Annotated in this window: 19 protein-coding genes; 6 read left to right on the plus strand and 13 right to left on the minus strand. The window is 71.1% G+C overall.

Features of this window, described 5'->3' with window-relative positions:
- Nucleotides 1–954, minus strand: a 954-nt coding sequence (locus HIR71_RS13470; RefSeq protein ID WP_169325585.1) for a sigma-70 family RNA polymerase sigma factor, incomplete at its 3' end; no start/stop codon positions are given.
- A gap of 134 nt (nt 955–1,088) precedes the next feature.
- Here HIR71_RS13470 and HIR71_RS13475 point away from each other — a divergent pair.
- Together HIR71_RS13475 and HIR71_RS13480 are read left to right on the plus strand one after the other, a co-directional pair.
- Nucleotides 1,089–1,859, plus strand: coding sequence for a hypothetical protein (locus tag HIR71_RS13475; protein WP_311836282.1), 771 nt, complete (start codon nt 1,089–1,091; stop codon nt 1,857–1,859).
- A 52-nt stretch (nt 1,860–1,911) separates the two neighbouring features.
- Nucleotides 1,912–2,637, plus strand: coding sequence for a phosphotransferase (locus HIR71_RS13480; protein ID WP_169325586.1), 726 nt, complete (start codon nt 1,912–1,914; stop codon nt 2,635–2,637).
- Between the two features lie 78 nt (nt 2,638–2,715).
- Here HIR71_RS13480 and nrdF read toward each other — a convergent pair whose 3' ends face one another.
- From nrdF to merA, 9 genes are all read right to left on the minus strand, one after another.
- Nucleotides 2,716–3,690, minus strand: coding sequence for a class 1b ribonucleoside-diphosphate reductase subunit beta (nrdF, locus tag HIR71_RS13485; protein ID WP_211374200.1), 975 nt, complete (start codon nt 3,688–3,690; stop codon nt 2,716–2,718).
- 40 nt (nt 3,691–3,730) lie between these two features.
- Nucleotides 3,731–5,893 carry a class 1b ribonucleoside-diphosphate reductase subunit alpha gene (gene nrdE, locus HIR71_RS13490; RefSeq protein ID WP_169325615.1) on the minus strand — a complete coding sequence of 721 codons (2,163 nt, stop codon included), beginning with the start codon at nt 5,891–5,893 and terminating at the stop codon, nt 3,731–3,733.
- Nucleotides 5,845–6,267: a class Ib ribonucleoside-diphosphate reductase assembly flavoprotein NrdI gene (gene nrdI, locus HIR71_RS13495; RefSeq protein WP_169325587.1), complete on the minus strand. Its 423-nt coding sequence runs from the start codon at nt 6,265–6,267 to the stop codon at nt 5,845–5,847. Before nrdI ends, nrdE begins: the two co-directional genes overlap by 49 nt.
- Nucleotides 6,268–6,386: 119 nt before the next feature.
- Nucleotides 6,387–6,632: a glutaredoxin-like protein NrdH gene (gene nrdH / locus HIR71_RS13500; protein ID WP_169325588.1), complete on the minus strand. Its 246-nt coding sequence runs from the start codon at nt 6,630–6,632 to the stop codon at nt 6,387–6,389.
- Nucleotides 6,633–6,950: 318 nt separating this feature from the next.
- Complete coding sequence (locus HIR71_RS13505; RefSeq protein WP_169325589.1) at nt 6,951–7,406, minus strand: heat shock protein transcriptional repressor HspR; 456 nt, start codon at nt 7,404–7,406, stop codon at nt 6,951–6,953.
- A gap of 11 nt (nt 7,407–7,417) precedes the next feature.
- Complete coding sequence (locus HIR71_RS13510; RefSeq protein ID WP_169325590.1) at nt 7,418–8,413, minus strand: DnaJ C-terminal domain-containing protein; 996 nt, start codon at nt 8,411–8,413, stop codon at nt 7,418–7,420.
- A gap of 103 nt (nt 8,414–8,516) precedes the next feature.
- Nucleotides 8,517–9,251 carry a nucleotide exchange factor GrpE gene (locus tag HIR71_RS13515; RefSeq protein WP_311836283.1) on the minus strand — a complete coding sequence of 245 codons (735 nt, stop codon included), beginning with the start codon at nt 9,249–9,251 and terminating at the stop codon, nt 8,517–8,519.
- Complete coding sequence (gene dnaK / locus HIR71_RS13520; protein ID WP_169325591.1) at nt 9,248–11,125, minus strand: molecular chaperone DnaK; 1,878 nt, start codon at nt 11,123–11,125, stop codon at nt 9,248–9,250. Before dnaK ends, HIR71_RS13515 begins: the two co-directional genes overlap by 4 nt.
- A 333-nt stretch (nt 11,126–11,458) precedes the next feature.
- Nucleotides 11,459–12,853 carry a mercury(II) reductase gene (gene merA / locus HIR71_RS13525; protein WP_169325592.1) on the minus strand — a complete coding sequence of 465 codons (1,395 nt, stop codon included), beginning with the start codon at nt 12,851–12,853 and terminating at the stop codon, nt 11,459–11,461.
- A gap of 100 nt (nt 12,854–12,953) precedes the next feature.
- Between merA and HIR71_RS13530 the strand changes: the two genes are divergently transcribed.
- On the plus strand, nt 12,954–13,343 hold the full coding sequence (locus HIR71_RS13530; protein WP_169325593.1) for a heavy metal-responsive transcriptional regulator: 390 nt from the start codon (nt 12,954–12,956) through the stop codon (nt 13,341–13,343).
- Between the two features lie 320 nt (nt 13,344–13,663).
- Here HIR71_RS13530 and HIR71_RS13535 read toward each other — a convergent pair whose 3' ends face one another.
- Both HIR71_RS13535 and HIR71_RS13540 read right to left on the minus strand, forming a co-directional pair.
- Nucleotides 13,664–15,004: a hemolysin family protein gene (locus tag HIR71_RS13535; protein WP_169325594.1), complete on the minus strand. Its 1,341-nt coding sequence runs from the start codon at nt 15,002–15,004 to the stop codon at nt 13,664–13,666.
- A gap of 311 nt (nt 15,005–15,315) precedes the next feature.
- The gene (locus tag HIR71_RS13540; protein WP_169325595.1) at nt 15,316–15,861 is read right to left on the minus strand and encodes a PepSY domain-containing protein; all 546 of its coding nucleotides are present in this window, start codon (nt 15,859–15,861) and stop codon (nt 15,316–15,318) included.
- A gap of 342 nt (nt 15,862–16,203) precedes the next feature.
- On the opposite strand from HIR71_RS13540, the gene HIR71_RS13545 reads away from it, so the two are divergent.
- On the plus strand, nt 16,204–17,580 hold the full coding sequence (locus HIR71_RS13545) for a sensor histidine kinase (protein ID WP_211374203.1): 1,377 nt from the start codon (nt 16,204–16,206) through the stop codon (nt 17,578–17,580).
- A gap of 51 nt (nt 17,581–17,631) precedes the next feature.
- On the opposite strand, the gene HIR71_RS13550 is transcribed toward HIR71_RS13545, so the two are convergent.
- A complete protein-coding gene (locus HIR71_RS13550) occupies nt 17,632–18,309 on the minus strand; it encodes a response regulator transcription factor (protein WP_169325596.1) in 678 nt (225 codons plus the stop codon).
- A 364-nt stretch (nt 18,310–18,673) separates the two neighbouring features.
- On the opposite strand from HIR71_RS13550, the gene HIR71_RS13555 reads away from it, so the two are divergent.
- Nucleotides 18,674–19,033, plus strand: coding sequence for a rhodanese-like domain-containing protein (locus HIR71_RS13555; protein ID WP_169325597.1), 360 nt, complete (start codon nt 18,674–18,676; stop codon nt 19,031–19,033).
- A gap of 14 nt (nt 19,034–19,047) precedes the next feature.
- Nucleotides 19,048–19,443 carry a DUF302 domain-containing protein gene (locus HIR71_RS13560; protein ID WP_169325598.1) on the plus strand — a complete coding sequence of 132 codons (396 nt, stop codon included), beginning with the start codon at nt 19,048–19,050 and terminating at the stop codon, nt 19,441–19,443.
- Nucleotides 19,444–19,481: the final 38 nt, after the last annotated feature.

Below are 19,481 nucleotides of genomic sequence, written 5' to 3' on the forward strand. Positions count from 1 at the left end.
CCCCGCGCCGGCGCCCGCGCCCGCACCGAGCGCCGTCACCCCCGAGGCCGCTCCCCCGGCGACGCCGCCGCCCACGGCCGCGCTCGCGCCCGCAGCGGACCCGACAGCTGCGGCCGTCCCGGCGCCCCAGGCTGCGATACCGCCGACGGGCAGCGGTTGCGCGAGAGCGCCCAGACCGGCCAGCCCGAGCACGAGGGGGGCGATCACCGCGCGCATCCCGTGGTTCACGTCACCGAGCTCGAGCACGAGGGCCCGGCAGTCTCCGCACTCCTGGAGGTGGGCGCGCACCTGCGCCGTCTCGCGCTTGGCGAGGCCGCCTCGCACGTAGGAGCCGAGCTTGCCGTTGACGACGCGGCAGCCGTCGCTGCGGGGCGCCGCGAGATGCTGCTGGAGGTAGGCCTGTCGGAGCGCCTCCCGAGCGCGGTACGAGAGGGCCGCGACCCCGTTCGGCGAGAGTCCGAGCAGCGGGGCGATCTGGGCGGGCTGGAGCCGCTCGATCTCCGTGTACCAGAGCACCGCCTGCCACCGCTCGGGCAACGAGGCGTAGGCCCTCGCGACGACGCCCCGCTCGAACCCCGCGATCGTCGGGTCCTCGACCGGCGGCGCCCACTCGGAGCCCGCCTCGAGCACGTCGAGGTCGTCCGTCGGGGCGACACGGCGACCGCTCCGCACTCCCGCGAAGGCCAGTCTGCGCACGACCGTGAACAGGTAGGCACGGAACGCGACGTCCGGGCCGCCACCCTCGCGAACCTTCGCGAAGACCCGGGCGAACGCGTCCGCCACCACGTCCTCGGCGTCGGGCCCGTTGGCCACGTACTGGCGCGCCACCGTGCGCCCGGCGGCCGCATGCCGCTCGTAGAGGGCGCCGAAGGCGGCCGGATCACCCGCGCGGGCGGCCGTGATCAGCTCGGCGTCACTGGAGACTTCGCTCCAGAGGTCCGTCCTGCTGTCCACGTAGCCATCCCCCAAGGGCGCCCACCCCGGGCACCCGCGCCCCAGGGTGTCATGGATCACGTCGCGGCGGAACGGGGGAAGAATCCCCCCGTGCACCCGCGTCATGGGGGGCACCCTCGGCACTCTCTTGAACTGTGACGTCCTTCGACGGGCCGGCGGCCATGCTGCCCGTGCATGCGCGCGAGCAGTGGCGCAGCGCGAGCGCTGCGTCGGTGTGGCTGCGCCCGGACGACTGGTACCACCCGGCCGTCGACGCCGTGCTCGAGGCGCTCCTCGCCGGCGCCGATCCCGTCCCTGCGGCCGGTCGGCTCGGTGAGGTCCGCAGCGAGTGCGGGGTCGGCATCGGCGAGTCGATCGACGACCTGGCGTGCCTCTACCGCTCGTTGCGCCTCGAGGGCCCCTCGCTCGACGTGGTCCGGGCGCTGTGCGACGGCTGGGCCGCAGCGCAGGACGCCGTCCCGGTGAACGCGCAGTGCGTCGACCCCGAGACCGGCCTGCCGACGGTTGAGTACCTGCGGGTCCGGCTCGCGGAGACGTACGGCGTCGCCGCGCGGCGCGGCGAGCGTGCGGGCGACCGGCACGCGCTCCTCGTGGTCGACGTCGCGGTCGGGATGCGCGACCCCTGGGCGCGGATCGCGCGGTCCGCCGTCGTCGGGCAGGCCCTCGTCCAGAGCTACGGCGACGGGCAGCCGATGGCGTCCCTCGGCGAGGGCGTCTTCCTGCTGCTGGTGGAGCGCGACGCCGAGCTGGGCACCCGCGCGACCGCCCTCCGCGACCGGCTCACGTCGCACGCCCGGCGGCTCGGGGTCGAGACCCTCGTGCGCCAGCCGCCACGGGTCTGGGTCGAGTCGCTGCCGCCGACGCACGCGCGGCTGGTCGAGCTCCTCTCGCACCTGGCCCGCTGAGTCGCGGGCACGCGAGCGGGACAACCCTGGGAGGCGACGCTAACGTCGTCGCATGACGACCCACGGAGCGACCGACGCAGACGGGGGTCCCGGGCCGCTGCTCGCGGCAGGGGGATCGGCCGACATCTACCTGCTCGACGACGACCGGCTCCTGCGCCGGAACCACGAAGGCGTCCAGGCCGACGTCGCACGCGAAGCCCGTCTCCTGCGGCACGTCGTGGCGCACGGGTTCCCCGCGCCCGAGGTGTTCGAGGCGGACCACCGCGACCTCGTGATGGAACGGCTGCACGGGCCCTCGCTCCTGCAGGCGCTGGCCGCCGGTGAGCTCAGCGTGAAGGACGGCGCGGACATCATGGCCGACCTGCACGCCCGGCTCCACGCGGTTCCTGCCCCCGAGGGGACCCCCGAGGGCGACGTCGTCGTCCACCTCGACGTGCACCCGGGCAACATCGTGCTGAGCGAGAGCCACGGACCGGCCCTCATCGACTGGACCCACGCGCGCACGGGCCCGCCCGACCTCGACATCGCGGTGAGCGCCGTGATCCTGGGCGAGGTCGCCGCCGACTCCGAGGGCGACTACTCGCGCGCGGCCCGGGCGATGCTGGCGGCCTTCCTCGCCGTCACGCACGGCGATCCCGTGGCGCAGCTCGACGCCGCCGTGCAGGCGCGGCTCGCCGACCCGTCGCTGGTCTCCGAGGAGCGCGCGCTGGTCGAGCCGGCCGCCGAGCTGGTGCGGCACTACGCGCCCGAGGGGCTCATCGGCGACGGCGCACGCTGACCTGGCACGGCGCAGCCCCCGCTTCGGTGACCCGGAGGGAACCGGAGCGGAGGCTCCTCGACGCCGTGGAGGATCCGGTCAGAACTCCCAGTCCTCGTCCTCGGTGTTGACGGCCTTGCCGATGACGTAGGACGAGCCCGACCCCGAGAAGAAGTCGTGGTTCTCGTCCGCGTTGGGCGACAGGGCCGAGAGGATCGCCGGGTTGACCTGCGTCTCGTCCTTGGGGAACAGCCCCTCGTAGCCGAGGTTCATCAGCGCCTTGTTGGCGTTGTAACGCAGGAACTTCTTGACGTCCTCGGTGAGGCCGACGCCGTCGTACAGGTCCTGCGTGTACTCCACCTCGTTGTCGTACAGCTCGAAGAGCATCTCGAACGTGTAGTCCTTGATCTCCTGCTGCTCCGCCGCCGTGAGCTTCTCGACGCCCTTCTGGAACTTGTAGCCGATGTAGTACCCGTGCACGGCCTCGTCTCGGATGATCAGGCGGATGAGGTCGGCCGTGTTGGTGAGCTTGGCGCGGCTCGACCAGTACATGGGCAGGTAGAACCCGGAGTAGAAGAGGAACGACTCGAGCAGCGTGCTCGCGACCTTCCGCTTGAGCGGGTCGTCGCCGCGGTAGTACTCCATGACGATCGCGGCCTTGCGCTGGAGGTTGTGGTTCTCCTCCGACCACCGGAACGCGTCGTCGATCTCCTGCGTCGTGTTGAGCGTCGAGAAGATCGACGAGTACGACTTCGCGTGCACCGACTCCATGAATGCGATGTTCGTGTACACCGCCTCCTCGTGCGGCGTGATCGCGTCGGGGATGAGCGAGACGGCGCCGACGGTGCCCTGGATCGTGTCGAGCAGCGTCAGGCCCGTGAAGACGCGGGTCGTGAGCTCCTTCTCGACCGGCGTCAGGGTGCCCCACGACGGGATGTCGTTCGACACCGGCACCTTCTCGGGCAGCCAGAAGTTCCCGACGAGCCGGTCCCAGACCTCGGCGTCCTTGTCGTCCTCGACCCGGTTCCAGTTGATCGCCGAGACCCGGCTGACCAGCTTCAGCTTCTCACTCATGACAGACCTATCTTCGGGGTGCGTGCGGGGGCGAGGGCGCTCAGAGCATGCACGAGACGCAGCCCTCGACCTCGGTGCCCTCGAGCGCCATCTGGCGCAGGCGGATGTAGTACAGCGTCTTGATGCCCTTGCGCCACGCGTAGATCTGGGCCCGGTTGATGTCCCGCGTCGTGGCGGTGTCCTTGAAGAACAGCGTCAACGACAGGCCCTGGTCGACGTGCTGCGTGGCGACGGCGTACGTGTCGATGATCTTCTCGTAGCCGATCTCGTACGCGTCCTGGTAGTACTCCAGGTTGTCGTTCGTGAGGAACGGCGCCGGGTAGTAGACGCGCCCGATCTTGCCCTCCTTGCGGATCTCGATCTTCGACGCGACGGGGTGGATCGACGACGTCGAGTTGTTGATGTAGGAGATCGAGCCGGTCGGCGGAACGGCCTGGAGGTACATGTTGTAGATGCCGTGCGTGCGGACGGAGTCCGCGAGCTCCCGCCAGTCGTCCTGCGTGGGGATCGCGACACCGGCCTCGTCGAACAGCTCGCGCACGCGTGCCGTCGTCGGCTCCCACGCCTGGTCGACGTACTTGGCGAAGTACTCCCCCGTCGCGTACGTCGAGTCCTCGAAGCCCTCGAACGCCCGGCCGCGCTCGATCGCGAGGCGGTTGGAGGCGCGGATCGCGTGGTACGCCACCGTGTAGAAGTAGAGGTTCGTGAAGTCGAGGCCCTCCTCGGACCCGTAGTGGACACGCTCGCGGGCGAGGTACCCGTGCAGGTTCATCTGGCCGAGCCCGATGGCGTGACCGCCCTCGTTCGCGCGCTTGACCGACGGGACCGACTCGATGCTCGTCTGGTCGGACACGGCGGTGAGCGCCCGGATCGCCGTCTCGACCGTGCGGGCGAAGTCGGGCGAGTCCATCGCCAGGGCGATGTTCATCGAGCCGAGGTTGCACGAGATGTCCTTGCCGACGTGGCTGTAGGACAGGTCCTCGTTGAACGTCGACGGCGTGGAGACCTGGAGGATCTCGGAGCACAGGTTCGAGTGCGTGACCTTGCCGGCGATCGGGTTCGCGCGGTTCACCGTGTCCTCGAACATGACGTAGGGGTAGCCGGACTCGAACTGGATCTCGGCGAGCGTCTGGAAGAACTCGCGCGCGTTGATCTTGGTCTTGCGGATCCGCGAGTCCTCGACCATCTCGTGGTACTTCTCGGAGACGTTGATGTCCGCGAACGCCGTGCCGTACACGCGCTCGACGTCGTACGGGGAGAACAGGTACATCGGCTCATTGTTCCGGGCGAGCTCGAACGTGATGTCCGGGATCACGACGCCGAGCGAGAGCGTCTTGATGCGGATCTTCTCGTCGGCGTTCTCGCGCTTGGTGTCGAGGAACCGGTAGATGTCCGGGTGGTGCGCGTGCAGGTACACCGCGCCGGCGCCCTGGCGCGCGCCGAGCTGGTTGGCGTACGAGAAGGAGTCCTCGAGCAGCTTCATCACGGGGATGACGCCGGACGACTGGTTCTCGATGTGCTTGATCGGCGCGCCGTGCTCGCGGATGTTCGAGAGCAGGAGTGCGACGCCGCCGCCGCGCTTGGAGAGCTGCAGCGCGGAGTTGATGCCGCGCGCGATCGACTCCATGTTGTCCTCGATGCGGAGCAGGAAGCAGGAGACGGCCTCGCCGCGCTGCGCCTTGCCCGAGTTGAGGAACGTCGGGGTCGCGGGCTGGAAGCGGCCGGCGATGATCTCGTCGACCATGCTCAGCGCGAAGCTCTCGTTGCCGTCGGCGAGCGTGAGCGCGACCATGCAGACGCGGTCCTCGAAGCGCTCGAGGTAGCGCTTCCCGTCGAACGTCTTGAGCGTGTACGAGGTGTAGTACTTGAACGCGCCCAAGAACGTCTGGAACCGGAACTTCTTCGAGTACGCGTACTCGAAGAGCGTCTTGACGAAGCTCGGGTCGTACTTCGCGAGGATCTCGGGCTCGTAGTACTTGTTCTCGACGAGGTAGTCGAGCTTCTCCTGCAGGTTGTGGAAGAACACCGTGTTCTGGTTGACGTGCTGCAGGAAGTACTGCCGCGCGGCGGCGCGGTCCTTGTCGAACTGGATCTCGCCGTCGGGCCCGTAGAGGTTGAGCATCGCGTTCAGGGCGTGGTAGTCCAGCCCCGCGTCTACGCCGGAATCTGTCGCTGTCGCTGTGGGTGCCAAAACTGTCCCAATCCCTCGCGGACGCGGTGGACGTCCTCTGGTGTGCCCAAGAGCTCGAAGCCGTACAGGTACGGCACCGTGCACTTGGCGGAGATGATCGATCCGGCGATGCAGTACGCCTCGCCGAAGTTGGTGTTGCCGGCGGCGATGACGCCCCGCAGCAACGACCGGTTGTGCTCGTCGTTCAGGAACTTCACGACCTGCCGGGGTACGGCGCCGCCCTCGTTGCCGCCGCCGTACGTCGGGACCATGAGCACGTAGGGCTCGTCGACCCGGAGAAACCCGTCGGCCGGGCGGAGCGGGATGCGCCGCGCGGGCGCCCCGAGCCGCTGGACGAACCGGTGGGTGTTCTCGGAGGTGCTCGAGAAGTAGACCAACGACGACATGACGCGGCCTTCCCGACGTGGAGCGGTGTGCGGTGGAGCGGTGTGCGGTGGTGCGGTGTGCGGTGGTGCGGCGTGCGGTGGTGCGGTGTGCGGTCAGAGCACCGCGCGCGCCGCCCGGCTCAGGCGACGGCGACGGCGACCCGCTCGGTGAGCGCCGCGATCTTGTCCGGCCGGTAGCCCGACCAGTGGTCGCCGTCGGCCACGACGACGGGGGCCTGCAGGTGCCCGAGGCCCATGACGAACTCGCGCGCCTCGGCGTCGGAGCTGATGTCCACGATCGTGTACTCGAGCTCGTTCTTGTCGAGCGCGCGGTACGTCGCCGTGCACTGGACGCAGGCCGGCTTGCTGTACACGGTGATGCTCATCGTTCCCCCACTGGTCTGCGCTGGTCAGCGGCCGGTTTCCGGCTGGTCGGTAGTCCCTTTGCGCGATGTGGCCGCGCCGTTGCCCAGACACTACACCTAGTAGCCCTCGATCGCGCCACCCCTAGATGTGGTGTTTCACCCATGTGATTTACACCGGTGCAATTCGGGACGAACCCATGCGCGACGGTGACCGGCACCACGCCGGAGCGGCGCCGCGCCACGGCCGAGCGGGTGACGTACGGCACGGCCCGCGGACTTGTCAGACCCAGGGCACACCAGAGACCGCCCTACGCCTGACAACTCGCAGGGGGGTGTGACCTACTGCGACCGGGGACGCCAGAGCACCAGCGCGCCCGACGCCGTCGGGCGGCTCGGGCGGCTCGGGCGTGAGCCCCGCTGGCCGCGCGGCACCGCCACGACCTCGCCCTCCGGTCCGGCGGTGAACACGCGCCGCCCCGGCTCGGCGAGCGCACGCAGCACCTCGACCTGGGCGCGCAGCCGCACGACCTCGGCCTCGAGCTCGAGGATCCGCTTGATGCCCGCGAGGTTGACGCCCTCCTCCTGCGAGAGGCGCTGCACCTCGCGCAAGGTCGCGACGTCGCGCAGGGAGTAGCGCCGGCCACGTCCCCGTGCGCGCGACGGCGAGACCAGGCCGAGCCGGTCGTACTGCCGGAGCGTCTGCGGGTGCATGCCGGCGAGCTCGGCGGCGACCGAGATCACCAGGACCTGGGCTTCGTCCGGCACGGACTGCGCCTCGCGGACGGTGAACCGCATGCCACCACCCCCTACTCGCGCGCCCGCGCCACGAGATCGGCGCGCGGGTCCTGGCCCGACGTCGCCGCGCGGAACGCCTCGACCGCCTCGCGCGCGGCGGACGTGAGCTTCTGCGGCACGACGACCTGCAGCGTGACGAGCAGGTCGCCGGTGCCCTTGCTCGTCGTGATGCCCTTGCCCTTGGCCCGCAGCACCCGGCCCGACGGCGTCCCCTCGGGGATGCGCAGCCGCACGGTCTCCCCGTCGAAGGTGGGCACGGGGACGGTGGCGCCCAGCGCCGCCTCGTCGAACGTGACGGGCAGGGTCATGCGGAGGTTGTTGCCCTCGAGCGCGTAGACGGGGTGGGGCGTCACGCGCACGGTGACCACGAGATCGCCCGGCTCACCGCCCGGCTCGCTCGCCCGTCCCTTGCCGCGCAGCCGGATCTTCTGGCCGTCGTGCACGCCGGCGGGTATCCGGGCCGTGACCGTGCGTCCCTCGACGCCGAGCGACACGGTCGAGCCCTGCACCGCCTGGCGGAACGGGAGTGTCGTCGTGGCGGCGAGGTCGATCCCGGGGCGCGGCTGACGGAAGCCCGCACCGGCGCCGGCGCCCGCCCCGCCGAACAGCCCGCCGAGGATGTCCTCGAACCCGGCGCCGCCGGCCCCCGGCTGCGTGTACCGGACGCGGGTCCCGCCGGGCGCCCCGGCACCGAACAGGCCTCCGAAGAGGTCCTCGAACCCCGCGCTCTGGCCGCCCGCGCCGCCCGGCCCGGCCGAGAACCGCGCGCCACCCGCCATTGCGCGCAGCTGGTCGTACTGCGTGCGCTGCTCCGGGTCGGAGAGCACCGCGTACGCCTCCCCGACCTCCTTGAAACGCGCCTCGGCCTTGGCGTCGCCGGGGTTGTGGTCGGGGTGCAGCGTGCGCGCGAGCTTGCGGTACGCCTTCTTGATCTCGCCCGCGTCGGCGGTCTTGGAGACGCCGAGCACGGCGTAGAAGTCCTTCTCCAACCAGTCCTGGCCGGTCATCGCGCCTCCTCTCTGCTCGTCTCGTGAACCCGGGACGTCCGCACTCCGTGGGGCCCTGGCACCACGGAGTGCGGACGCTGCAGGTGCTGCGTCGGGGTCAGGGTCAGGCGTCGGGGTCGGAGACCGCCACGCGCGCCGCGCGCAGGATTCGCGACCCGACCCGGTAGCCCGGCTGCATGACCATCGACACGGTCGGCTCGGTGACGTCGTCGGACTGCTGGTGCATGAGCGCCTCGTGCACCTGCGGGTCGAACGGCTCGCCGACCGTGCCGTACCGCTCGTAGCCGAACCGCCCCAGCGTCGCCTCGAGCTTCTCGGCGATCGCCCCGAAGGGCGTGCCCTCGAGCTCGCCGTGCCGGTGCGCCGCGTCGAGGTCGTCGAGCGTCGGGATCAACGCCTCGACGACGTCCTGGACCGCCTGCTCGCGCGCCACCGACCGGTCGCGCTCGACGCGCTTGCGGTAGTTGACGTACTCGGCCTGCAGCCGCTGGAGGTCGGTGAGCCGCTCCTCGGCGAGCGCGTGAACCGCGATGAGCTCGGCGTCGGCCGTGCCCGGCTCGAAGTCGAGCCCGGCGAGCGGGTCGGCCTCGGCGTCGGGCGTCGAGCCGGCAGCACCGGCCGAGCCGGCAGCACCGGCAGCACCGGCAGCACCGGCAGCACCGGCCGAGCCGACTGCACCGCCCTGGCCGCCCGGCGCCGCGTCGGCACCCGGGTCGCGCAGCCGCCCGGTCTCCGGGTCGATCCGTCGCTTGTCGGTCACTCGGGGGGCCTCCTCGGGGTTGCCGGCGGGATCGGGCAGCTCCGCCCCGTCGGCCCCGGTCACGGGGTGCTCGGTCACTTCTTCGCGTCCTCGTCGTCCACGATCTCGGCGTCGACGATGTCGTCGTCCTCCGGGGCCGGCGACGGCTCACCGTCGGACGACCCGCCGTCGGACGACGCGGGCGCCGTCTGCTCGGCCTGGCTCGAGCTGTAGAGCGCCTCGCCGATCTTCTGGCTGGCGGTCACGAGGGCCGCCTGCTTCGACTTGACCGCCTCGACGTCGTCGCCCTCGAGCGCCGTGCGGAGCTCGGTGACGGCCGCGCGGACCTCGGTCGTGACGTCCTCCGGGAGCTTGTCCGCGTTGTCGGTCAGGAGCTTCTCGGTCGAGTAGACGAGCTGCTCGGCCGAGTTGCGGGTCTCGGCCTCCTCGCGGCGGGCCTTGTCCTCCGCGGCGTGCGCCTCGGCCTCCTTGACCATGCGGTCGATCTCGTCCTTCGGCAGCGCGGAGCCGCCGGTGATCGTCATCGACTGCTCCTTGTTCGTGCCGCGGTCCTTGGCGGACACGTGCACGATGCCGTTCGCGTCGATGTCGAACGTCACCTCGATCTGCGGGACGCCGCGCGGGGCCGGCGCGATGCCGGTGAGCTCGAACGTGCCGAGCGGCTTGTTGTCCCGCGCGAACTCGCGCTCGCCCTGGAACACCTGGATCAGGACCGACGGCTGGTTGTCGTCCGCCGTCGAGAAGATCTCGCTCCGCTTGGTCGGGATGGCCGTGTTGCGCTCGATCAGCTTGGTCATCACGCCGCCCTTGGTCTCGATGCCGAGGCTCAGCGGGGTGACGTCGATGAGCAGCACGTCCTTGCGCTCACCCTTGATGACACCGGCCTGGAGCGCCGCACCCACGGCGACGACCTCGTCCGGGTTGACGCCCTTGTTGGGCTCCTTGCCACCGGTCAGCTCGCGCACCAGGTCGGCGACAGCGGGCATGCGGGTCGAGCCGCCGACGAGGACCACGTGGTGGATGTCGGACAGGCTGACGCCCGCGTCCCGGATGACGTTGTGGAACGGCGCCTTGGTGCGGTCCAGGAGGTCCGACGTCATCTGCTGGAACTGGGCGCGCGTGAGCTTCTCGTCCAGGTGGATCGGGCCGTTCTCGCTCATCGAGAGGTACTGCATCGAGATGTTGGTGCTCGTCGCGGACGAGAGCTCCTTCTTGGCCTGCTCGGCCGCCTCGCGCAGTCGCTGGAGCGCGATCTTGTCCTTCGACAGGTCGACGCCGGTCGAGTTCTTGACCTGCTTGATGAGGTGCTCCACGACGCGGTTGTCCCAGTCGTCGCCACCGAGCCGGTTGTCGCCGGACGTGGCGCGGACCTGGATGGTCGAGAAGTCGTCCTCGTCCTTGCCCACCTCGAGGAGCGAGACGTCGAACGTGCCACCACCGAGGTCGAAGACGAGGATGAGCTCGTCCTCCTTGCCCTTGTCGAGCCCGTAGGCGAGGGCGGCGGCCGTCGGCTCGTTGACGATGCGCAGCACGTTGAGGCCGGCGATCTGGCCGGCGTCCTTGGTGGCCTGGCGCTCGGCGTCGTTGAAGTACGCCGGGACGGTGATGACCGCGTCGGTGACGGGCTCGCCCAGGTACTCCTCGGCGTCGCGCTTGAGCTTGCCCAGGACGCGAGCCGAGATCTCCTGCGCCGAGTACTTCTTGTCGTCGATCGCGACCGACCAGTCGGTGCCCATGTGACGCTTGACCGAGCTGATCGTCCGGTCGACGTTCGTGACCGCCTGGCGCTTGGCGACCTCACCGACGAGGACCTCGCCGGTCTTCGAGAACGCGACGACCGACGGCGTCGTGCGTGCGCCCTCGGCGTTCGCGATGACGGTGGGCTCCCCGCCCTCGAGGACGGAGACCACCGAGTTGGTGGTGCCCAGGTCGATTCCGACCGCTCGTGCCATGGTGTTTTCCTCCGGTGATACCAGTGCCCGACGACGCGCTGCCGCGGGGTTCACGTTCTGTCTTGAGCCTGCTGCGCTCAAGTCTGCGTCGATGACCCCCGACGCGCAAGTTCACCGCGCCAGACTTGAGCCTGTCTGACTCAACCTCGGTCGGCCCGCATTCATTCCCTCGTGCCGGTTCACGACCACGTCGTCGTTGGTGCACCCCTCTGTCGTCAGCGGGTCGCGAGTCGCACGGATCTGCCGCGTGGAGGATTGCCCCGTGGAGGACTGCCGCGTGGAGGACTGCCGCGCGGGTCGGCCACGGATGGTCGACTGTCGGGTGCTCGGGGGTCAGGCGCAGCAGGAGGTGGGCATCTGGTTGCGGAAGAGGCCGGCGGCGATGCGCAGGCTCTCGGCCATGGTGAGGTAGGGCGCCCAGGTGTCGGCGAGGTCGTCGACGGTCATGCCGGCCTTGATGGCGTAGGTGGCGGCGAGCATCATCTCTCCGGCGTTGTCGGCCAGGGCGTGGACGCCGAGAACTCGTCCGGTGGTTGCGTCCGCGATGAGCTTGACGGCGCCGCGGGTGTCGCGGTTGACCAGGGCCCGGGGGACGTCCGAGAGATCGAGCACGCGACACTCGCAGGCGTGGCCACGTTCGAGGGCTTCCTCCTCGCTCAGTCCGGCCGAGGCGAGCTGGGGGCTGGTGAAGACCACGGCTGGCAGTCCGGTGCAGTCCACGCGGGCGCTGGGTGCAGAAGCGCCGTCGGCCAGGGCGTTGATCGCGGCGACCCGCCCGCCGGCAGCGGCGACGTAGACGTACTGCGGCGCGCCGGACACATCACCGGCGGCGTACACCCGGGGGTTGGTGGTGCGCTGGAACTCGTCGGTGACGATGAAGCCTCGCTCATCGAGCCTCACCCCTGCCGCGCCCAGGTCGAGCCCGTCGGTGCGTGCGGTGCGGCCGGTGGCTGCGAGCAGGCGCGCACCTCGCACGTCGTGTCCTGACGCCGTGGTGACCACGACCTCCTCCCCCGCCTCGGTGGAAACGGTGGTGGCGTGCTCCTCGACCACGGTGATGCCGTCGTCGGCGAAGACGCGCCGCAGACTGTTCGCCAGCTCGAGCTCGGCCTGCGGGGCCAGGCGCCCCACCAACGAGACCCGGGCGCCGAGGTGGGCGAACAACTGCGCCTGCTCCATGCCGACGTCACCGCCACCGATCACCACCAACGACTCCGGCAGTTCCTCGAGCTCCATGGCGGTGGTCGAGGTCAGCCAGTCGACCCGATCCAGACCGGGCAGGTTCGGGATCGTCGGTTGGGAGCCGGTGGCCACCAGGTAGGCCCGGGCTCGAAGTGGCCGGCCGTCGACAGCCAGGGTGCCTTCGTCCAGGAATCTCGCCTGCCCGGGCACGACCTCGAACCCGTAGGCGGCGGCGACGTCGGCGTACTTCGCTCCCCGCAGGCGCTCGACGAGCTCGTCCTTGTGCCGGACGAGCGCACCGAGATCCACCGTGCCGGCCGACGTGGGTACGCCGAGGAACGGGTGGGCCGCTGCCGAGTGGCGGGCGGCAGCGGCGGCCAGCAGCGTCTTGGACGGCACGCAGCCGATGTTCACGCACGTGCCACCGAGGATGCCGCGCTCGATGAGCACGACCGACCTGCCGGCCTGGCTCGCGGTGATGGCTGCGGACATCGCCGCGCCGCCCGAGCCCACCACGGCAAGATCGACGTCGTAGTCCTCGCCCATGTGGAACTCCTCGCTCTCGCTTCGGCCGCGGTCGACGACCACACTGGTCCTTCCAGTGCAGTGGAAGGTCAACCGACCCGGGTGCGGGAGGAGAGGCGACGTGCTCATCGGGGAACTCGCGCAGGCCAGCGGCACCACCACCAAGACGCTGCGCTACTACGAGCAAGCCGGGCTGATCCCGGCTCCGGGACGCACCGCCGGTGGTTACCGCGACTACCCACCCGAAGCGTTGTCGCGTCTGGACTTCATCCGTCGCGGCCAGGCCGCCGGCCTGACGTTGGCGCAGGTGCGCGGAGTGCTCGACGTCCGCGACCGCGGCCTCGCCCCCTGTGAGCACGTTCACGACCTGCTCGACGCCCACCTGACCGCCCTCGACCGTCAGATCGCCGACCTGCACGCGCTGCGCGACACCGTCGCCGGACTGCGCGACTCCGTGGACACGATCGACCCGGCGACCTGCGCCCCCGGCACGATCTGCCGGTACATCTGATCAGCACCCCGCCGCCTGTGGCCGGCTCACGAGCGTCGGCGGAGGATCCGGACACGAAGGTGAGACGAAGCCCGGCACAAGCGGAGCCTCGGTCGCCAGGAGACAGCGCGGGCGCCTGGGCGTCGTCCTTGGGGGTTGCCGGATGGGTGCGACGGTACGAGCGAGGTCAGGCGACTCGCGCGGTGCCGGCGGTCGTGGGCGCGGTTCGCGGCACGCGGCTGTCATGGTGACGGTGCCGGTCTTCCTCGCGGCGCGTGTGTCGCCCTGAGGGGCAGCGGTCGTCGGGCCACGGGAGAGCGCAGCGTGCGCCGCCCTGACGGTCATGCCTCGGGCGGCTGCCCGTTGTTCGTGTCCTGGTTCGTAGCCTCGGCGTCCGTGTCGGGGTTCATCTGCTCCGGTGGGATGACCTGGAGGCGGAGCAGGCGGTTGCCGTCGGTCTCGGTGACGACCAGCTCGTGGTCCGCGACCGTGACCGTGTCTCCGACGCGGGCGACTCGGCCGAGGCGGCTGATGACGTACCCGGCGGCGGTTTCGTAGGGCCCGTCTTCCAGCTCGACACCGGTCCGATCGGCGAAGTGCTCGATGGTGAGGCCGGCGTCGACGGTCATGGTTCCGTCTGTCGAGGGCGCCAGGGTCGGCTCGACCGCGTCGTACTCGTCGCGGATGTCTCCGATGAGCTCCTCGACCAGGTCTTCGAGGGTGACGATGCCGTCGGTGCCGCCGTACTCGTCGAGGACCACGGCCAGGTGGCGGCCTTCGCGGCGCATCTGGGACAGGGTGGGCAGGAGGTGCGCGGTGGAGGGTAGGTGCAGCACGGCGCGGGTGAGGTCGCGCACGGGCGTGGTGGGGGCTGCGTCGAGCAGGTCGCGGACGTGCAGCAGGCCGATGACGTCGTCGAAGTCCTCCCCGATGACCGGGTAGCGGGAGTAGGGGCGACTCCGGACCGTCTCCAGGGCCTGGCTGACCGGGGTGTCGCCGTCCATGAAGGTCACCTCACCGCGGGGGCGCATCACCTCGCTGAGGGACCGGTCGGCGGCGTCGAAGACGTCACCGACGATGCGCCGTTCGTCCTCGCTGAGGCCTTCGTGGGCGACGACGATGTCGCGCAGCTCTTCCTCGGTCATCGCCTCGGACTTGGCGGTGGGGTCTCCCCCGAGCAGGCGGACGACGGCGTTGGTGGAGATCGACAGCATCCACACCACCGGGCGCATCAGGGTGGCGAACCGGTCCAGGGCAGGCCCGACCAGCAGCGCGACGCCTTGCGACCGTTGCAGGGCGAACCTCTTGGGGACCAGCTCCCCCAGGACCAGCGACAGGTAGGCGATGACGAGGGTCAGGCCGATCAGCGAGATGGCCTGTGCCAGGCCGGTGGACAGACCGGCACCTTCGAGGACCGGGACGAAGTCCGGTGCCAAGGTGGAGGCGCCGTAGGCGGCGGAGAAGAACCCCGCCACGGTCACCCCGATCTGGACCGCTGCGAGGAAGCGGTTGGGGTCCCGTGCCACGGAGGCGACTCGCGCGCCGCGAGATCCCCGGTTCTCCAGGCGGTTGATCTGGCTCTCCCGCAGGGAGACCAGCGCGATCTCGGTACCGGCGAAGACGCCGCCGACCAGGATGAACAGCAGGACCAGGCCGATGTTGAACAGCGTGTCCTGGTCCATCAGGCGCCCACCCCCGCGGTCGGCCGGCGACGGTGGGCGCTGGGACTGCTCGGATCATCCATGACACGAAAGTGAACGAGAGGAACGAGGGTCACGTCAAACGTGACGTCAGCGGGTCGGCGTGCGGCGCCACGGGGCCGTGTCGCAGGGTGAGCCCCGCGAGGGGAGCACTTCCCGGCACCGGCCCGGTCACCACGGCGCGTCAGCGACCTCGGGCGCGCCGCAGCGTCGCCGCACGCGACCGGTGGCGAGAGCGCTGGGGGCTGCGCTCTCGCCATTGGGGTACCGCTGGTGGTTGACGGCGGGCGGTGTCAGCCGTCGTTGGTCTCGGTGTCGTTGTCCGCCTCCTGGGCCAGGACGCTGCCGTTGCCGGCGTCGACCTTGACCTGGACGGTGGTCCCGTCGGGGCTGGACACCTCGACGTTGTAGACGACGTAGCCGTTCTCGTTCTCCAGCTCCACCGCACCGGCGGTGCCGGGCACCGCGGCGGTGGCGGCTGCGGCAGCCTCCTGCGCCGTGGTGGTGGCCAGCGGCTCCAGGACCCTGGCCTCCTGCGCCTCGCCTGCAGCGTCGTCGTCGGTCTCGGTCCCGTCCTCGCCGTCCGGGGGGGCGGGGACGGTGCCCGTGAAGGACGGGTCCTGGGCGCCGTCCTCGTCCTCGGTGGCGTCGTCCTGCTCGGTCCCGGGCGCCTCGTTCTCCTCGGTGCCGGACCCGGCGTTGGGGTTCGCCGCGGTGCTGGCGCCGGGGGCCCGGGCGGGCGCCGGGTCGCTGGCGGCCATGGCGATCCCCGCGCCGCCCATGGCGAGCCCGGTGACCAGTGCGCCGACGGCGACCGTCCGCTTGGTGGTGGAGTTCATGATCGGTTGCTCCTCGCTCGTGTCGCGGACCACCTGGTGATGGACCTGTCCGACGTGACCACACACTGCGGGGACCGGGCTGTGGCACCTCTGAGAGAACCTGAGAGCCTCTCAGGGCGAGCGCTCACGCCCGTCACCTTCAGCCCGGTGGGCGTCCGGACCCGGTCGCGCCGTGCCGGGCACGCGCCGCTCAGCGGATCCCCAGGAGCGGACTCCTACCCTTGGCGGGTGCCTCAGTCCCCGACCTCACGGGCGCATGACTCACGAGCCGCGACGAGGCCGGCCGCCGGTCCGGAGGCGGCCGCCGATCCGGTGGCGCCCTGGTGGCAACGCCACCTGGGCGTGCGCGCACGCTCCACGCTCGCTGCGACGCTCGTCGTGGCGCTGGCCCTGGCGGTGGCCGGCGCGACGCTGGTGGTGCTGCTGCAACGCTCCCTGGTGGCCGGGATCGACTCCGCGGCCACCACCCGGGCGCACGAGCTCGCCGCCCTCGTCCCTCCCGGTGGCCTGGACCGCGCGGGAGACGATGTGGTCGAGGCGCTGACGGCAGCGGTCACGGCCGTCTCCACCCAGGCCTCGATGGTGCAGGTCCTCGCCCCGGACGGCACGGTCGTGGCCGCCAGCGACGACATCGACGGCGAAGGGCCGCTGAGCCCGGCCCGCCCCCGACCTGGTGACCTCGTGCGCGAGGACCGGCAGATCCCGGTCGAGGAGGAAGACCGGTTCCGGCTGGTCGTCGCCGCCGTCGGCACCGATGAGGGCGTGTACACGGTCATCGTCGGGCAGTCCCTGGGGCCGGTCGAGGACAGCATCCAGGCGGTGGCGGCCCTGGTGGCCGTCGGGTACCCGATCCTGCTGGTGGTCGTGGGCTCGGCCACCTTCTGGTTCGTGGGCCGGTCGCTGCGCCCGGTCGAGGCCATCCGCGCCAAGGTCGCGGGCATCGGCGGGCGCGAGCTCACCGAACGGGTCCCGGTCCCGGCCGCCCGCGACGAGGTGGCCCGGCTCGCGGTCACGATGAATGAGATGCTCGACCGGCTCGAAGCCGCGCAACGGTCTCAGCGGCAGTTCGTCGCCGACGCCAGCCACGAGCTGCGCAGCCCTGTCGCGACCCTGAGGGCCACCGCCGAGATCGCCCTGGCCCACCCCGGCCAGGCCGACACCGACCCCGCCGTGGTCGCGGCCGGGACCCTGGCCGAGACGCGCCGGCTCGAACGCCTGATCAACGACCTGCTGCTGCTCGCCCGCGCCGACGAACGCGGACTGCTCCCGGACCGGCGCGAGGTCGACCTCGACGACCTCCTCGCGGCGGAGGCGACCCGCGTCCGCGCCACCACCGGGCTCCAGGTCACCGCTCAGATCGCGGCCGTGCGCGTGCTCGGCGACCGCCACCAGCTGGCCCAGGCGGTGCGCAACCTGGTCGACAACGCCACCCGCCACGCCACGACGCAGGTGGATCTGGCCCTGGGCCGCCACGGCAGCGACGCCGTGATCGAGATCAGCGACGACGGGCCCGGCATCCCGCGGGCGGACCGCGAGCGGGTGTTCGACCGGTTCGTGCGCCTCGACGAGAGCCGCGAACGCGCCCGCGGCGGCAGCGGGCTGGGCCTGGCCATCGTCCGGGAGATCGTCACCGCTCACGGCGGCACCGTCACGGTCACCGACAGCGCCATCGGCGCCCGGCTGCGTCTGTCCATCCCTGCGCAGCCCGCCGACGTCTGATCAGCGGTTCAGCCGAGTCAGCGGTTCAGCCGAGTCAGCGGTTCAGCCGAGTCAGCCGCCGTCGTGGGCCAGGCGGTAGCCCACACCGCGGACGGTCTCGATCGCCCGGCGGCCGTAGGGAAGATCGATCTTGCGGCGCAGGTACCCCACGTAGACCTCCACCACGTTCGGGTCCCCGTCGTAGTGGGCGTCCCACACCCCCTCGAGGATCTCGGTCTTGCTGACCACGTCACCGCGGTGGCGCAGCAGGAACTCCAGCAACCCGAACTCCCGCGGGGTGAGCGTCACCTCGTGCCCGCCCCGCTCGACCCGACGGCGGGCCGGGTCCAGCGAGAGGTCCCCCGCGGACAGGACCACCGGGCGCTCGGGAGCCCCCCGACGGATCAGCGCCCGCAGCCGCGCGACCAGGACGACGAACGAGAACGGCTTGGTCAGGTAGTCGTCGGCACCCAGGTCGAAGGCGTCGGCCTGGTCGTACTCGCCGTCCTTGGCCGTCAGCATCAGCACCGGGGTCCACACGCCCGCCGCCCGCAGCCGCTCGCACACCTTGTACCCGTTCAGACCGGGCACCATGATGTCCAGCACGATCACGTCGTAGGCGTTCTCCGTGGCCCGCCACAGCCCCTCCACGCCGTCGTGGACCACGTCGACGTTGAACCCCTCGGCCGCCAGGCCGCGGCGCACCGTGTCGGCGAGCCGCACCTCGTCCTCGACCATCAGCACACGCATCAGGTACCTCCTCCACGCACCACTCTTGCCCCGACATCCTGAGAACACCCTGAGGGCGGGCGGGCGCTCGTGGCTCCGGCTCGCAACCCCCGTCGCGACGCAGCAGGACGTCTGCCTCTGCGTGGCGTGATGACCGCCACAGTCCGCACCCGTTTGCCGGTACATACCCCCTGGGGTATCGTCGGACAGTGCCCGCTCCCACTTGACCCCGCACTCCTGCGGTCCGGCGCATCGGCGTCGTCGGTCGGGCCGCCGGCGGCATGAGCGCCGCCGCGCCCGGCTCTGGCGGTGGACGTGCGGACAGCTGGCCGAGTCACCGCGATCGAGCGCGAAACCCGCACCACCCCCTCGGAGGAGCCCCGACATGAGCCTCCGCGACACCCTTGGTCGCATCTTCGGCCGGACCGACGACGCGACGTTCCCGTCGACGGTGAACGGCCCGACCGCCGTCCAGCTCGTCCGCGACGGCGCCAGCCTGCTCGACGTGCGCGAGCGTGCCGAGTGGAACGTCGGCCACGCACCCCAGGCCGTCCACGTCCCGCTCGGCGACGTCTCGGACGCACCCCGCCGCCTGAAGAAGGACGCGCCGGTCGTCGTCATGTGCGCCTCAGGCATGCGCTCGCGCACCGCGGCCACGCAGCTGCGCGCCCTCGGCCTGCAGGCCACCAGCCTGTCCGGCGGCATCAACGCCTGGCAGGCCGCGGGCGGGCCCGTCCGCCGCTGAGCAAGGAGACAGTCATGAGCTACGGCATCAGCACCACCGTCACGGGCGGCTTCGACGACATCGTGGAGGCAGTCCGGGCAGCCCTCGCCGAGCAAGGGTTCGGCGTCCTCACCGAGTTCGACCTCGCTGCGACCCTCAAGGCCAAGCTCGACGTCGACGTCGCCCGCCAGGTCGTCCTCGGCGCCTGCAACCCGCCGCTCGCGCACGCGGCGCTCCGCGCCGAGGAGAACATCGGCCTGCTCCTGCCCTGCAACGTCGTCGTCCGTGACGGCGGCGAAGGACGCGTCGTCGTCGCGGCGCTCGACCCTGCTGTGATGGTCGAGGTCACCGACAATGCCGACCTGCGTGCGGTCGCGGACGACGCCGCCGCGCGACTGCGCGCCGCGCTCGAGGCGGTCAGCGGCGCCTGAACGACCGGTTGCGTCCCACCGCGGGCCGACCGACAACC

Source organism: Cellulomonas fimi (assembly GCF_012952065.1).
Classification (GTDB): Bacteria; Actinomycetota; Actinomycetes; order Actinomycetales; family Cellulomonadaceae; genus Pengzhenrongella; species Pengzhenrongella fimi_A.

Excerpts from the sequence above, each read along its gene's own strand:
- HIR71_RS13480 (WP_169325586.1), top strand. The coding sequence starts at position 1,912 with ATGACGACCCACGGAGCGACCGACGCAGACGGGGGTCCCGGGCCGCTG.
- nrdF (WP_211374200.1), bottom strand. The coding sequence starts at position 3,690 with ATGAGTGAGAAGCTGAAGCTGGTCAGCCGGGTCTCGGCGATCAACTGG.
- nrdI (WP_169325587.1), bottom strand. The coding sequence starts at position 6,267 with ATGTCGTCGTTGGTCTACTTCTCGAGCACCTCCGAGAACACCCACCGG.
- nrdH (WP_169325588.1), bottom strand. The coding sequence starts at position 6,632 with ATGAGCATCACCGTGTACAGCAAGCCGGCCTGCGTCCAGTGCACGGCG.
- HIR71_RS13505 (WP_169325589.1), bottom strand. The coding sequence starts at position 7,406 with ATGCGGTTCACCGTCCGCGAGGCGCAGTCCGTGCCGGACGAAGCCCAG.
- HIR71_RS13510 (WP_169325590.1), bottom strand. The coding sequence starts at position 8,413 with ATGACCGGCCAGGACTGGTTGGAGAAGGACTTCTACGCCGTGCTCGGC.
- dnaK (WP_169325591.1), bottom strand. The coding sequence starts at position 11,125 with ATGGCACGAGCGGTCGGAATCGACCTGGGCACCACCAACTCGGTGGTC.
- merA (WP_169325592.1), bottom strand. The coding sequence starts at position 12,853 with ATGGGCGAGGACTACGACGTCGATCTTGCCGTGGTGGGCTCGGGCGGC.
- HIR71_RS13535 (WP_169325594.1), bottom strand. The coding sequence starts at position 15,004 with ATGGACCAGGACACGCTGTTCAACATCGGCCTGGTCCTGCTGTTCATC.
- HIR71_RS13540 (WP_169325595.1), bottom strand. The coding sequence starts at position 15,861 with ATGAACTCCACCACCAAGCGGACGGTCGCCGTCGGCGCACTGGTCACC.
- HIR71_RS13550 (WP_169325596.1), bottom strand. The coding sequence starts at position 18,309 with ATGCGTGTGCTGATGGTCGAGGACGAGGTGCGGCTCGCCGACACGGTG.
- HIR71_RS13555 (WP_169325597.1), top strand. The coding sequence starts at position 18,674 with ATGAGCCTCCGCGACACCCTTGGTCGCATCTTCGGCCGGACCGACGAC.
- HIR71_RS13560 (WP_169325598.1), top strand. The coding sequence starts at position 19,048 with ATGAGCTACGGCATCAGCACCACCGTCACGGGCGGCTTCGACGACATC.